The sequence below is a fragment of the Polynucleobacter sp. MWH-Jannik1A5 genome (genome assembly GCF_018881795.1).
GTDB lineage: Bacteria > Pseudomonadota > Gammaproteobacteria > Burkholderiales > Burkholderiaceae > Polynucleobacter.
In genome coordinates, this window is sequence record NZ_JACVPQ010000001.1 from 1,614,507 (window position 1) to 1,628,271 (window position 13,765).

At 45.3% G+C, this 13,765-nt stretch carries 19 protein-coding genes; 15 read left to right on the forward strand and 4 right to left on the reverse strand.

The features are described from left to right. Window positions 1-3: 3 nt before the first annotated feature. The 6 genes from ICN23_RS08220 to ICN23_RS08245 are packed head-to-tail and all read left to right on the forward strand — an operon-like array spanning window position 4 to window position 5,583. On the forward strand, window positions 4-831 hold the full coding sequence (locus ICN23_RS08220) for an SPOR domain-containing protein (protein ID WP_216231674.1): 828 nt from the start codon (window positions 4-6) through the stop codon (window positions 829-831). After that, window positions 831-1,397 (forward strand): CvpA family protein, encoded by a 567-nt coding sequence (locus ICN23_RS08225; protein WP_216231675.1) that lies wholly within the window; start codon window positions 831-833, stop codon window positions 1,395-1,397. Before ICN23_RS08220 ends, ICN23_RS08225 begins: the two co-directional genes overlap by 1 nt. Before the next feature lie 4 nt (window positions 1,398-1,401). Next, the gene (gene purF, locus ICN23_RS08230) at window positions 1,402-2,940 is read left to right on the forward strand and encodes an amidophosphoribosyltransferase (protein ID WP_216231676.1); all 1,539 of its coding nucleotides are present in this window, start codon (window positions 1,402-1,404) and stop codon (window positions 2,938-2,940) included. 60 nt (window positions 2,941-3,000) lie between these two features. Next, on the forward strand, window positions 3,001-4,209 hold the full coding sequence (locus ICN23_RS08235; RefSeq protein WP_216231677.1) for an O-succinylhomoserine sulfhydrylase: 1,209 nt from the start codon (window positions 3,001-3,003) through the stop codon (window positions 4,207-4,209). Window positions 4,210-4,238: 29 nt separating this feature from the next. After that, entirely contained in the window at window positions 4,239-4,856 is a 618-nt protein-coding gene (locus tag ICN23_RS08240) for a bifunctional 2-polyprenyl-6-hydroxyphenol methylase/3-demethylubiquinol 3-O-methyltransferase UbiG (RefSeq protein WP_216231678.1), read from the forward strand. Window positions 4,857-4,866: 10 nt separating this feature from the next. Further along, window positions 4,867-5,583, forward strand: a complete 717-nt coding sequence (locus ICN23_RS08245; RefSeq protein WP_216231679.1) for a Crp/Fnr family transcriptional regulator — start codon at window positions 4,867-4,869, stop codon at window positions 5,581-5,583. Window positions 5,584-5,666: 83 nt separating this feature from the next. Here ICN23_RS08245 and ICN23_RS08250 read toward each other — a convergent pair whose 3' ends face one another. After that, window positions 5,667-5,975, reverse strand: coding sequence for a high-potential iron-sulfur protein (locus ICN23_RS08250; RefSeq protein ID WP_216231680.1), 309 nt, complete (start codon window positions 5,973-5,975; stop codon window positions 5,667-5,669). A 200-nt stretch (window positions 5,976-6,175) separates the two neighbouring features. Between ICN23_RS08250 and ICN23_RS08255 the strand changes: the two genes are divergently transcribed. From ICN23_RS08255 to ICN23_RS08290, 8 genes are all read left to right on the forward strand, one after another. Beyond that, complete coding sequence (locus ICN23_RS08255; protein WP_216231681.1) at window positions 6,176-6,760, forward strand: rhodanese-like domain-containing protein; 585 nt, start codon at window positions 6,176-6,178, stop codon at window positions 6,758-6,760. A 217-nt stretch (window positions 6,761-6,977) separates the two neighbouring features. Continuing rightward, complete coding sequence (locus ICN23_RS08260; RefSeq protein WP_216231682.1) at window positions 6,978-7,505, forward strand: YeeE/YedE thiosulfate transporter family protein; 528 nt, start codon at window positions 6,978-6,980, stop codon at window positions 7,503-7,505. A gap of 1 nt (window position 7,506) precedes the next feature. Continuing rightward, window positions 7,507-8,073 (forward strand): DUF6691 family protein, encoded by a 567-nt coding sequence (locus tag ICN23_RS08265; RefSeq protein ID WP_216231683.1) that lies wholly within the window; start codon window positions 7,507-7,509, stop codon window positions 8,071-8,073. Window positions 8,074-8,090: 17 nt separating this feature from the next. Beyond that, entirely contained in the window at window positions 8,091-8,324 is a 234-nt protein-coding gene (locus ICN23_RS08270) for a hypothetical protein (RefSeq protein ID WP_216231684.1), read from the forward strand. A 7-nt stretch (window positions 8,325-8,331) separates the two neighbouring features. After that, entirely contained in the window at window positions 8,332-8,958 is a 627-nt protein-coding gene (locus ICN23_RS08275) for a hypothetical protein (RefSeq protein ID WP_216231685.1), read from the forward strand. A 10-nt stretch (window positions 8,959-8,968) separates the two neighbouring features. Beyond that, window positions 8,969-9,946 (forward strand): sulfurtransferase, encoded by a 978-nt coding sequence (locus ICN23_RS08280; protein ID WP_216231686.1) that lies wholly within the window; start codon window positions 8,969-8,971, stop codon window positions 9,944-9,946. Between the two features lie 11 nt (window positions 9,947-9,957). Next, entirely contained in the window at window positions 9,958-10,275 is a 318-nt protein-coding gene (locus tag ICN23_RS08285) for a helix-turn-helix transcriptional regulator (RefSeq protein WP_216231687.1), read from the forward strand. An 18-nt stretch (window positions 10,276-10,293) separates the two neighbouring features. Then, window positions 10,294-10,512, forward strand: coding sequence for a DUF2892 domain-containing protein (locus ICN23_RS08290; RefSeq protein ID WP_216231688.1), 219 nt, complete (start codon window positions 10,294-10,296; stop codon window positions 10,510-10,512). An 88-nt stretch (window positions 10,513-10,600) separates the two neighbouring features. On the opposite strand, the gene ICN23_RS08295 is transcribed toward ICN23_RS08290, so the two are convergent. Genes ICN23_RS08295 through modB form a run of 3 tightly spaced genes read right to left on the reverse strand, consistent with a single transcriptional unit; the run spans window position 10,601 to window position 13,284 of the window. Then, a complete protein-coding gene (locus ICN23_RS08295) occupies window positions 10,601-11,500 on the reverse strand; it encodes a prenyltransferase (RefSeq protein ID WP_216231689.1) in 900 nt (299 codons plus the stop codon). Window positions 11,501-11,521: 21 nt separating this feature from the next. Then, the gene (locus ICN23_RS08300; RefSeq protein WP_216231690.1) at window positions 11,522-12,631 is read right to left on the reverse strand and encodes an ABC transporter ATP-binding protein; all 1,110 of its coding nucleotides are present in this window, start codon (window positions 12,629-12,631) and stop codon (window positions 11,522-11,524) included. Next, a complete protein-coding gene (gene modB / locus ICN23_RS08305) occupies window positions 12,631-13,284 on the reverse strand; it encodes a molybdate ABC transporter permease subunit (protein WP_216231691.1) in 654 nt (217 codons plus the stop codon). Before modB ends, ICN23_RS08300 begins: the two co-directional genes overlap by 1 nt. Window positions 13,285-13,444: 160 nt before the next feature. Between modB and ICN23_RS08310 the strand changes: the two genes are divergently transcribed. Next, window positions 13,445-13,732 carry a metalloregulator ArsR/SmtB family transcription factor gene (locus tag ICN23_RS08310; protein ID WP_216231692.1) on the forward strand — a complete coding sequence of 96 codons (288 nt, stop codon included), beginning with the start codon at window positions 13,445-13,447 and terminating at the stop codon, window positions 13,730-13,732. Window positions 13,733-13,765: the final 33 nt, after the last annotated feature.

A 13,765-nucleotide genomic window follows, 5' to 3' on the forward strand; every position in this document is an offset into this window, starting at 1 on the left:
TCCATGATTCGTTTACCAAGCTTTTTTAAGCGAAAAACCCAGTCTGATGACCTTGAATTCGATTCAAGGGGTGGTCGCACCGCCAATAGAGCCGCGCCACGCAGTTTTCAGCGTGCAGCAGAAGCTGAAGAGTTGGCCCTAACCGAAGATCCAGAACAGCAAAGAGCGCGTCACCGTCTGATTGGCGCAGCTGTATTGGTCTTAATCGCAGTCGTTGGACTCCCTCGCATTTTGGATAGCAAACCAAAGTCTGCGCCAAATGATATCGCCGTCAACATTGTGGCTAGCTTGCCGATCCCGGGTACCGAAACCAAGCCTGAAGAAAAGCCAAAAGCAGAAGTACCGGTTGAGCCTGCTAAAGAGGCTCCAAAAGTTGCTGCCACACCGGTGCCAGTACCAGAAGTAAAAACCGAATCTAAGCCTGAAACTAAGCAAGAAGCAAAAGCTGACACTAAACCAGCGCCACCTGCAGTAAATAAATCTGGCACATTGGGTTTGGCAGCGGGTGAAGAGGTGGTTGCTGCGAACACACCCAAAGCAGACAAGCCAAAAACAGATGACGTAACTAAGCCTGCCACTACAAACGGTTCAGGTAAGTACGTTATTCAGATTGGTGCTTTTGCATCAGAAGAGCGTGCCAAAGGTTGGATTGCAAAACTCAAAGATCAAAAGATTCCAAACTATGTCTTAAACAAGACTGGTACCGATGGGGCTAAGTTGTATGTACTGCGCGCAGGTCCATATACCGATAAAGAATCCGCCGAAGCAGCGGAGAAGAAAATTAAGGCGATGGGTCTGTCACCAAGACTCGTCGAATCCGGTAAGCAGTAATGGAATACTTATCCACCCTCAAGCTAACATCGGTGGATTACTTCACCCTAGTTGTGCTCTTGATCTCCGCTTTGGTTGGTATCTCACGCGGCCTGTTTAAAGAGGTGCTTGCTTTAGCATCTTGGTTTGCTGCGGCTTGGGTTGCCTATCACTATAGCAATTACCTATCTACCGAGTGGCTCTCTACATTTCATCTAGATGAGCTACTGAGTTTGGGTGTGAGCTTCCTTATTTTATTTATATTGACACTCATCATCTGTGGCTTGTTTGGTGGAGTAGTGCAAAAAATTATTCTGTCTGTAGGGCTGAGTTTGACTGACCGCTTCTTGGGTTTGATTTTTGGTGTAATTCGTGGCGGCTTGATCGTTGTAGTGCTTGCTACCTTGGCGGCACTCACTCCCATTCCGCAAAGCATGGCCTGGAAGAATGCCATTACCAGACCAGCAATTGACATGGCAACCGGTTTAATTAAAGGTTGGCTTCCTGCCGACTGGGCAAAGCAATTGGGTGATGCTATGCCTAAAGTTACCCCTACCATTACTCCTAAATTAACAATAGGAATCTAGAGATATGTGCGGCGTCGTCGGAACTGTTTCTCACTCACCAGTAAATCAACTTCTCTATGATGCCTTGTTGCTTTTGCAACATCGCGGTCAAGATGCCGCAGGTATTGCGACGATGAACGGTAATTCGTTCACGATGCATAAAGCCAACGGCTTAGTACGAGATGTTTTCAGAACACGTAATATGCGCAGCTTGGTAGGTAATGCAGGCATTGGTCAGGTGCGTTATCCAACTGCTGGCTCGGCAAGTAGCGAAGAAGAAGCGCAACCTTTTTATGTCAGCGCACCATACGGCATTATCTTGGCGCACAACGGCAATTTAACCAATGCACCAAGTCTGCGTGTTGAGATGGCGTATCGTGATCGTCGTCACATCAATACGAGCTCCGACACTGAAGTATTACTGAACGTATTGGCTGACGAACTACAAAAAGAAACCAATAGCGCAGCTCTTGATGAGGGCGCGATGTTTAATGCCGTTACTGGAGTCACCAGTCGCGTTAAAGGTTCATATGCAGTTGTGTCATTAATTGCCGGCTATGGCTTGTTGGCATTCCGTGACCAGTACGGCATTCGTCCTTTGTGTATCGGACGTATTGATACACCGCAAGGTCCTGAGTGGATGATTGCATCCGAATCTGTTGCTCTCGAAGGTTTGGGCTTCACATTTGTACGTGACGTCAATCCAGGCGAAGCAATCTATATCGATTTAGATGGCAATTTCTATTCACGTCAGTGCGTACCAAATGCAGTGCTTACTCCTTGTATCTTTGAGTATGTCTACATGGCTCGTCCAGACTCCACCATCGATGGCGTCACCGTCTATAACGTGCGTATGCGCATGGGCGATTACTTGGCTGAGAAGATTCGCAAAGAGACCAATGTTGACGAGATCGATGTGGTGATGCCGATTCCGGACTCTAGCCGTCCAGCAGCAATGCAGGTTGCCAAGAACTTAGGCGTGGATTACCGCGAAGGCTTCTTTAAGAACCGTTACATCGGTCGCACCTTCATCATGCCGGGGCAGGCTGTGCGCAAGAAGTCTGTCCGTCAAAAACTCAATGCGATGCGTATTGAGTTCAAAGATAAGACTGTATTGATCGTAGATGACTCCATCGTACGTGGAACTACATCTTTTGAGATTGTGCAGATGGCTCGCGAGTCTGGCGCCAAGAAAGTGATCTTTGCTTCGGCTGCGCCTCCAGTACGTTTCCCGAACGTCTACGGCATTGATATGCCTACGCGCAGTGAATTGGTTGCTTATGGCCGTACTGATGAAGAAATCAACAAGATGATTGGTGCAGATCAACTCATCTACCAAAGTGTTGAGGATATGAAACAGGCGGTGCGGGATATTAATCCCAATATTCAGCAGTTTGAAGCCTCTTGTTTTGATGGAAATTACATCACGGGCGATATTACTGAGTCCTATTTGGATGCTTTAGAAGCTGCCAGAAATACTTCAGCTGCTAAGGCTGACCGTCAAAAGGATTCGAGCGATTTTGCCCGCTCCCAGCTTCACCTGCATTTGGCTACCGAAGACTAAAAAGCGACAGGATATTGCCTCACACGAGGCAATTCCTCAATTCGGTGTCAAAATAGCAGTATGAAGAGCAAAACCACACGCAAAAAACCGGATTTTTCTAAGCTGGCCCTAGAGACTCTAGCGGTCCGTGCTGGCACACGTCGTACCGCTGAGTATCAAGAACACTCCGAGGCAATGTTTCTCACTTCAAGTTTCTGTTTTGATAGCGCTGAATTAGCAGCCGATGGCTTTGCTCACGCTGATCAAGGATTTATCTACTCCCGCTTTACTAATCCAACAGTCAGTATGTTCCAGGATCGCTTGGCTGCTCTAGAGGGTGGTGAGGCTTGTATTGCAACTGCTTCTGGAATGGCTGCCATCATGACATTGGCGATGGCGCATCTGCAGGCAGGTGACCATGTTGTTTGCTCTCGCTCAGTATTTGGTGCAACGATCCAGTTGTTCACCAATATCTTGGGTCGCTTTGGCATTACGACGACTTATGTTGATTTGGCTGATACCAAGTCATGGCAAGCTGCTGTCCAGCCAAACACTAAACTCTTTTATCTAGAGACGCCTTCCAATCCATTGACTGAGATTGCGGATATCAAAGCAATTTCAAAGATCGCCAAAAAAGCAAAAGCATTATTTGCGGTAGACAACTGCTTCTGCACACCAGCCTTACAGAAACCATTAGCACTTGGTGCGGATGTCGTCATTCATTCGGCTACTAAGTACTTAGATGGCCAAGGCAGGGTAGTTGGCGGTGCGATCGTGGGTAGCAAAGACTTCATCATGGGCAAAGTATTCCCATATGTCCGCACTGCAGGCCCAACGCTGTCCGCATTTAATGCTTGGGTGTTCCTGAAAGGCTTAGAGACTTTAGAGCTTCGCATGAAGCAACAAAGTCAGAATGCACTCGCCTTGGCTCAATGGTTAGAGAAGCAGCCTGGTGTCGAGCGCGTATACCATCCAGGCTTGAAGTCACATCCTCAGCATGCATTGGCTAAGCGCCAGCAAAAAGAGGGCGGGGCGATTCTGTCTTTCACTCTAAAAGGCGGCAAGAAAGCTGCGTTTAAGCTCATTAACCAAACCAAGCTTTGCTCGATTACAGCAAACCTAGGTGACACGCGCACAACCATAACCAATCCAGCAACAACAACGCATTGCCGCGTTCCGCCTGAAGCAAGAATAGCTGCTGGTATCACGGATGGCTTGGTGCGTATTGCAGTGGGCCTGGAGAATATTAATGATCTCAAGAATGACTTGGCTGGCGGCTTAAAGAAGTAAATAAAACTCAAGTTGAAAAGAATATCCCAATGAGTTTTGCTGATGCAACCCAGTTCTGGAATGAGCGTTTCGATAAAGAAGAATTCATCTTTGGTAAAGAGCCTAACGAATATTTGGTTGAAAAGGCAAATCAGTATCTAAAGCCAAAAAATAAAGTTCTTTGCATTGCTGATGGTGAAGGGCGCAACGGTGTCTGGCTTGCTAAACAAGGAATGCAAGTTGTTGGCTTTGACGCCTCTGATATTGCGCTAGCTAAAGCAAAACAGTTTGCTAAAGACAATCAAGTCGAGGTGGAGTATTCATTCTCAGATACTGATAGCTTTATATGGCAAGCCAATGCTTATGACGCAGTGATTGGTATCTTTATCCAATTTGCTGACCCCGCAATGCGTGAGCGTATCTTTAAGCAAACGTATCAAGCACTCAAGCTAGGCGGCATCTTTATTCTGCAGGGCTACACGCCAAAGCAGTTGGAATATAAAACTGGTGGACCAAGCTTAATAGAGCATCTCTACACAGAAGAATTAATTAGAGATCTTGCTAAAGACTTTCAGATACTTGAACTAATGAGTTATGAGAAAGAGCTCTCAGAGGGACCAAGGCATACCGGCATGTCTGCAATTTTGGGCTTAGTCGCTCAAAAGTGAGTTTTCTCTTATGAAGACCATTGAAATTAAAAGTGCATGGCAGGGTAACAGCGATTGCAATGCATGTTCTATTCGTAGCTCGGCATTATTTGCCGAGTTGAATGAGGAAGATTTTTCCAAAATTCATTCGCCTATTGATGATCTCCGCTTTGAAGCCAATTCAGGTATCTATATACAAGGCGAGTCTGCAGATCACCTATACACATTGCGCGAAGGTTACATTAAGTTATTGCATGTTAATTCTGATGGCTCCAGCAGAATCGTGCGATTAGTTATGCCTGGAGATCTTTTTGGTATGGAGGCGCTGTTGGAGGAAAGCTATGCCCATTCTGCTAGCGCTTTATCGAATGTTCATTTATGCCGCATTCCAAAAGCAATCATCTCTAGCCTAGGGGAAGAGTCGCCACGTCTACACCGCCAGATAGTTAAAAAATGGGGCGAAGCTTTAGCTCAATCCGAATCCTGGTTTTCTGAAATTAATACCGGTCGAATTGAAGTGCGTTTGGCGCGCTTTTTTCTTAGAGTTGCCAAGGCGTCTGGAGAGATGGCAGTTGCACCGCTCTTTAAGCGTGAGGATATGGGATTAATGATGGATGTGAAGTTTGAGACCATCAGCAGAGCTCTTGCCTCAATGGCCGAGCAGGGGCTGATTTCCAATATCAGCAGGCTGAGTATTCAGATTCCGAATATGGAAAAGCTTAAAAGCTTTTCTCAAGCAGGGTCTTAAAGCTAATAGAAGATAAGCAAGAGGAAATAAAAAAGACTGCCGTAGCAGTCTTTTTTTGCCTTAGTGCTTAACTAAATATTTAATTAAGCCTTCTTAGCGTAAGCAGAGCACCAGCCTTTGCCAGCAACTTTCTTAGTTCCAAATAAAGAACAACCGCCAGTTGCATCACCCACTTTACCTTGGAACAAAGCGCAGTTATCGCACTCTTGACCAGCGGCATATTTAGGATATTTAGCTTTATCTACAGCAGTTGCAACTGCCTTGTATCCCAAAGCGGCAGCTTGTGGGTCAGTCTCAGCAACCATTGCTTGAGCTTGAACTTTACCGTTCAATGCCAATGTGCAGGCACCAGCAGCAGACAAAATCATAAATTGGCGACGACTATTCTTCATAAAGACTCCAGTATTCAGGTAAGTAAAAAAGTTCAAATAACTAGCTATGTTGGATATTAAAGGGGATAACACCTTCAACAATAGGGGTTTCTCTGTATTAAGTTTAGCAAGTCTAGGCCTCACACTACGTAAATATGCATAAATGCGTATATAAGCAATTAAATCACTGTTTTACGACAAAATAATACATAGAGGGTTTTATGAAAAAGTTTATTTCTCTTGGTCTGATGTTGTTTTCAGGCCTCGTATCAGCACAATCCGCTGCACCTGCAAGTCCTGAGCTGCTGCAGATTATTGATAAATCCACCAAATTTGTCGTTAACACCCCAAAGGGTCCGGTAGAAATCACTCGTGTGATGACGCCCTGTGCCAAGAATAAAGGCTGGCTGCAACCATTGATTCCAATCAAGGGTGTTGTGCCAGTTGATGAGATTGACGTATTGAATGCGCTGAATGATAAAGACTCAATCGTGGTTGATATGCGCGTGGTTGATGACCGCGTTAAAGGAACAATTCCAGGCTCAGTCGGTATACCGTACACCGAAGTAGCTATGCGCATGGATGAGTTGGGTTGCAAAAAGCCTGCTGCTGGATCAACTAAATGGGATTGCTCTAAAGCCAAGAAGGTTTACGCATTCTGCAACGGCCCTGTTTGTCCACAAAGCCCAATGGCAATGGCTGCGATGACACGCGACGGCTTCCCAGCAACGAAGATTTATTACTATCGTGGCGGCATGTTGGATTGGGATGCATTGGGATTAACAACTGTAAAAGGTGAGTTCTAATCTTATTAACTTAAGACCCGAAATTCGAAGGGGGCCGCGGCCCTCTTTTTTTATTGTCTGATAGCTGCATGAGCACCCATTCAGCACCCTAGACCCATTCATTCATGATGTAGATCAAATTCTACTAACTTGTTTGCTTCCACCTATTGACATTGCAATTTAAATTGATAATATATAAATGTATATATTATTTAAACCTTAAATGAGGTCAGTAAAGATGGTAAATAAAGCAGGGCAGGCGAAACCAGCGCCGTATATGAATCCATTGCTTGCAGGCATCCTGCTTGGAATGGTTCTATTGGCAACTTTTGTAGTCACTGGTCATGGACTTGGGGCAACAGGATTTACTACCCGCTTGACTGCGTGGGTTGGAATGTATGTTGCACCGGTTGCTACAAATGCAAATGACTATTTGGGTGGAATGGTAGAAGAAGGCAAACCTTTAAATGCTTGGATTACTTGGCAGGTGATCGGCGTAGCATTAGGCGCATTGATATCTGCATTCCTAGCAAAGAGAATTCGTATTCAGATGGACGGCAAGAAATTTCTCGGTGGCGCTAAGCGTCCGATGACGGCATTATTTGGCGGCATCTTGGCAGGCTTTGGAGCACGTGTTGCTGCAGGATGTACTAGTGGTCTGGGTTTATCTGGCGCCGCGGTACTTAGTTTGGCTGGATTTACTTTCCTTGGCACATTCTTTGCGGTGGGTTTATTGGTAAGCCGCTTCTTGAAAGAGGGGAAATAAGATGAGCGAGATTCTTTCAGGACTTCTTTTGGGCGCTGCTTTTGGTTTTGTTTTAGAGCGTGCGGGTTTTGGCAATCCTAATAAATTAACTGGCCAATTTCGACTAACGGATTGGTCCGTGTTTAAGGTCATGTTCACCGCTATTGTGTTTGCTGCAGTAGGGCTCATGGTCTTAGAAAAGACTGGGCTGGTTGATGCTGGTAGTTTGTTTGTCCCCCCAGCATTCTTGGGCGCAGCTGCATTGGGTGGAGCGCTTGTTGGTGCTGGCTTCGCAATTGGTGGGTATTGCCCTGGAACATCAGTGGTTGGCTTAATGTCTGGTCGCATTGACGCAGCAATCTTTTTGCTTGGCCTGCTTTTGGGCACCGTAGTTTTTGCTGTTATTTACCCAGAGATAGAGGTCTTAACTACTTTAGGTGAATTCGCTAAAGCGGATTCATTGCCAGATGCTTTCAATATCTCAGATTGGTCGATTGATGTCGGAATGATTTTCGCGGCCGTTGGTGTTTTTGTCTTGGGCTCTTGGATGGAAAAGAAATCCAAAGGTCCTGTTAGTTCTCAAGCTTAATCATTAAAAGGAAAAATATGTCTAAGAAATCTACTGTAGCTGCATTGGCGCTTGCCTTGGCGGGTTTATCTGCAGCACCGCTCGCCCTTTCTGCTGATGCGCCTGCGAACCCAACAAGGTCTGAGCAAAAGAATCCTTGCGGTCCTAAAAAAGAAGCCTCAAATCCTTGTGGTCCAGCAAAGAAAAAGGCAGCTAACCCATGTGGGCCAGCCAATCCTTGTGGGCCAAAGAAGCGTAAGGCAGCGGAGTAACTTTTAAATGCTCACTCAATCCAATCTTTGGTTAGCCGCTCAGAAGCTGGCAAACATTCAAATGCAGTACGCTAAATCTGGGCGTACATTGAATGAAGCTGCTTTATGCGGTGCCAAGGATTTTGTTGAGTGGCAGCATTATCCGAACAATGACTTAGCTGATGTGAATAGTGGCTATGAGTTTTATTACCATGCGCATTCAGCTGATGAGATGCCCGATGGAGAGCATGGCCACTTTCATGTGATTAAACGGGACGCACAGAGCTTTCATCATCTTGTTGGCATTGCATTAAATCAAAAGGGCTTGCCAACCCGTTTATTTACAACAAATCAGTGGGTCACAGGCGAGGAAATGATCGATTCGGACTTGGTCATCAAGTCCTTAAAGAGCTTTGAGATGGTGGTCAAAGGTCGTATGGCACCAGTAAGTAACTGGGTGGGTGCACTTATTCAATTATTTAGTACAGATATTGAAAAATTGATTGTGGATCGTGATCAAAAGATTGCATCAATGGAGGTTGAGTTTGGTGGTCGTGCACTTGTACTAAATTCTAGAAAGCATCATGTTTTAACGGAGTGCAAGATTGATCTGCTAGGTCGTCTTTCAGAGAATTTATTGGTAGTTAATTCATAAGGGAGTAGAAATGAAAAAAATTCAATGGGCAGTAGCTCTTGTCTTGGCTAGCATGGTAAGTTTCGTGCAGGCTATTACATTGCCTGGGCCAGTGGTTAGTGCTGAATGGCTTGCTGCAAACCAATCTGAAGTGCAAATTCTGGAGGTAAGAGGCGATGTGGCTAGCTATGTACGTAGCCCTGAATTTGAAGTCGATAAAAAGACTGGAAAAAAGGTGCTAGTAGAGGTTGGCGGCCATATTTCAGACTCTAGCTTGTTAGACTTTAAAAAGGTTAGAGCTGATCGCATGATTGATGGAAAAAAGATTAAATACTTGATTCCTGAAAAGGCAGATTTTGAAAAAATTATTCAAGCTGTTGGCGTTAACTCTGACAAGCCTATCGTTTTGGTACCAATTGGATTGGATATTTCCGATGTGGACGAAGCCCTAAGAGCCTATTGGCAGTTCAAGGTTTATGGTGAAGACAATATTGCCGTTTTAGATGGTGGCATGGCAGGCTGGCTTGCTGAAGGTCGTGATTTTGTAGTTAGCCCTTCAACCAAGACCGGCGGAAACTGGACTGCAAAAGCCGAGCGCAAAGAATTGATTGCCAATTCAGAGCAAGTAGCTCTTGCATCAAAAAGCAGTAAGGTGAATTTGATTGATGCACGTCAACCAGCACAATTTTTTGGCTTAAGTAAACGTGACTATGTAGGTGCTTATGGACACATTGCTGGTGCAAAAGAATTGGCCCCAGAGTTGTTGGCAAAGACTTCAAAGGGTGCACTGTATTTTTGGGATAAAAATACCTATAACGCATTGTTGACAGCAAACGGCATTAATCCAAAATCACCAGCCATTAGTTATTGCAATAGCGGCCATTTGGCAGCTGGTGGTTGGTTTGTATTGTCAGAGCTGGTAGGTAATAAATCCACCAAGCTGTATGACGGCTCCTTATATCTTTGGACTCTTGAAGGTCGTCCATTGGTAGGCGTTCCGCTGAACTAAGGTTGCGTGCCATGTCACTTCTTGCCACCAACATCAACCTGCAAAAGATGCAGTCATCAGCAGATGATGCCTGTCGTTTGATGAAGGTTCTTTCTAATCGCGATCGGATGATGTTGTTGTGTCAAATTAGCCAAGGGGAGAAGTGTGTGGGTGAGCTGGAGGCATGCCTTGATATTCAGCAGCCCACCTTATCGCAGCAGTTAACCGTTTTAAGGAATGAAGCGTTGGTGAAAACCAGAAGAGAGGGTAAGCAAATTTATTACTCGCATTCCAATCAGGTTGCCTTAGAAGTGATGAATGTGCTTTATCGGAATTACTGTAGTAAATAATTTAAAAGGAGCTTTAATATGAAATGCAATGTTGGCGGTATTGATCGTATGTTACGTATGGTAGTGGGCCTAGTATTAATTGGCCTGGCTGCAACTGGCACTGTTGGTGTTTGGGGTTGGATCGGTGTAGTGCCGCTCGCAACAGGTCTATTTAGATTCTGCCCGGCCTATCCATTGTTGGGAATTAATACTTGCGGTACTGATTCTTCTTGTGGCGGTGGCGGTTGCTGTAAATAAGCTGCTTCAGTAAAAGTAAATAAGGGGCACTTAGTTGCCCCTTATTTTTTCTCCGAAGCATAGATAAAAGACATCTATGCCTAATTAATTAGCCCCACAATAGCCCAAAGAATAAAAGCAGTGCGTAAAGGTGAATGGCTGCTAAATTATTCACAATCAACCTCTTCATTTTCTCTTTCTCGCTTATCTCCGCCGAAACCTCCTTTGCGCAGTGCTGAAATATTGGCAAAGGGAGGAGTGTGATGAGAGTTGCCTTTGGTAATTCAAGGTAATGGATGCCAATCATTTGCAGCGCATAAGAGCCAGCAATTACAGTTAGATACCAACGACCTAATTCATTGCGAGTAGTTTGTGTTGCAAGCGTGAGTTTATGCGCAAGTTGGTCAGCCCTAATATCGGGAATCTGATTGACCAACAATATATTGGACACAATTAATCCGAACGCAACACCAATTGGAATTGCTTCGTATGCAATAGCGTTTATTTGGATGCTGGCAAAACCAATGACCACAAGTGACCAAGCTATTGAGATTGCTAATTCACCAAGAACTCCTTTAGACATCAACTCAAAAGGAGGGGCAGAATATGCCCAAGCTATAAATATCCCAATCATTCCAAGGGGAATGAGATGCCATGTAGTTTGTGAGCATAAATAGAGGCCCAATCCTGCGCTTAATAAGATGAGGGTGATACCAAGCAGAAGTATTTGCCTCGGTTTGAATATCTGGTTTTGTATGAAGCGACTGCCCCCGGTGAATGGGGTAATACGATCTTCATTATTCTGGTCAGATCCGTTGAGATGATCGAAGTAATCGTTTAGTAGGTTAGCTGCTCCGTGAGCAAAAAGAGCCAAGCTGAGGGCTAGAAAGTTAATTCCAAAAGTTGCTTTGGTAGCGCTAGGTAATGCAAGGCCTATCAAGCAGCCCAACAGAGTGATGGTGAGAAATGCAGGCCTAGTTGCTAAAAGTAGATTTAACTTTATGCTCATGACGATGTCATGTATTGCGTATTAATGATCTACAAATCGTCTTGGATCATTAATGGGGCGCAGGGGCATGATATGAATTTGATCTCCATCGAATTCAATATGCATTTGACTGCCAACTTCCATGCTCAGTCTTTTAACTTCAGATGCTGAAGCAACCCATTCAATTTTGTGCGCACTATTTTGAATTTGTAACTGCACAACGGCAATTTGACCTAAGCTGCTAATTTCTACGGTAGTAGCTGGAATGCTGGCAGGGGTTGGTGCGTTAAAGACCCTTAATCCATCCTGTGGAATCACCCAAGCAACTTGCGCGTTTGGGGGAATCTTTCCTTTGTCAGCCACAGTAAACGTTTTTTCACAACCATCCCAAGTGAGATTTCCTGCATTAAATATTCCATGAAACATATTGCTGATGCCTACCAACTCAGCTACGCGTGAGTTTCTGGGTCTTTGGAATAAGACTTGTGGTGGAGCCGTTTGCAGACTAATTCCATTATCAATAACGGTAATGCGGTCAGCCAGCAGGTCCGCCTCGCGCAAATCATGGGTTACTAGCAGAATGGGAATGTTCAAGTCCTTGCGTAAATCTGCGAGGGTTTTGTAAAGACTCTGACGGGTTGGTGCATCTACTGCGGAGAAGGGCTCATCTAGTAACAAAATCTTTGGCTGCCGAGCTAGAGCTCTGGCAAGCGCAACGCGCTGCTGCTGCCCGCCAGAAAGCTGGCTGGGTAAACGATGAGCAAGTTCTGCTATTCCCATCCGATTTAACCAATCTTGAGCAATTTCTTTGCGCTCACTTACTTCGTAGATGGAGTTTTGCAGCGGGATGATGACGTTTTCAACGGCGGAAAGATGCGGAAAGAGGGCGTACTGTTGAAATAAGAAGCCGCAAGAGCGTTGTGCTGGTGCTAGGTTTTTAATTACCCCTGAAAGTTCGCTCGCTTCAAACCAGGTTTCTCCATCACACTCAATTTTTCCGAACTTCGCTTGACTCAGTCCGGCGATAGTTCTAAGGGTGCTGGTCTTGCCGCTACCAGACGGCCCTACAAGTGCATGCAATTGACCAGGAGCGCACTCCAAGTTGATTTGCAATGGATTGGGGAGAGTTTGGTTGATTTTGAGTTTGAGCATTAGCCTCTCCCTTTGCTCTGTGGGGTGGCGCTTCTTCCAAAGACGCCATAAGAGAGCGCAATCGCAATCAGTGAAATTCCCAGAAGAAGCAAGGCAAGCGCCCCAGCGCCGGCAGTATCAAAACTTTGTACCTTGTCGTATATAGAAATAGATACCGTTTTGGTTTCGCCTGGGATGGCGCCTCCGACCATGAGGACGACCCCAAATTCCCCAAGAGTATGGGCAAAAGTCAGTACGGCTGCACTGGTAATACCCCTCCAGGCCAGCGGAAGCTCAATTAAACGAAAGATTTGCCAATTGGATAGGCCGCTTACTTGGGCGGCTTCGCGAATTTCTGGGTTAATGGCTTCAAAAGCGCGCTGAATCGGCTGTATGGCAAAAGGTAGGTTGACTATGAGGGAGGCTATCAAGATGCCGGTAAAGGAAAAAACTAATGGAAAGCCTAAGAAGCTCTTCCCACCCAGGCCAACCAGCAGGTAATAGCCCAAAACTGTAGGTGGCAGAACGAGTGGGAGGGCTAAGGCTGCCTCTACCCAGGGCTTGCTTCTATTGAGGCTAAGCAGGCTATGGGATACCCAAACCCCAAAAGGGATGATGAGAGCCAAAGTCCAAAGTGCCAGCTTTAGCGAAAGAAGGATTGCGTCTATATCCATCGTTTTGATTGTATTGCCAAGCAATATAGGGTAACTCACTATACCGATTTAGCTACTTCAGGAGTCCAATATATGCGTATACATGCATATATATTACAAGGCGATGATTTAGGTGAAATCTAGGGTTCAAAAAGCAACAAAAAACTTATCTCCGAAACAGATGGAGAAAGTATTTTCTCAGGTCGCCGCCTATTTCAATGTGCTGTCTGAACCAGCGCGCCTCCGCATTATGTATTCAGTCTGCAGCGGAGAGAAGTCCGTTTCTGAAGTGGTTGAAATGTGTGGCTCAAGTCAGGCGAATGTTTCAAGACATCTTTTGGCTTTGCATAAAGCGGGAATATTGCTCAGACGTAAAGAGGGTGTAACGGTTTATTACTCAATTGCAGATAATGCAACTGTAGAAATGTGTCAGTCAGTCTGCGCAAAGATTGCTGAAGGTATTCATTAAGTTTTGCAGTAAATCACTTTTCAAGTAGAGGTC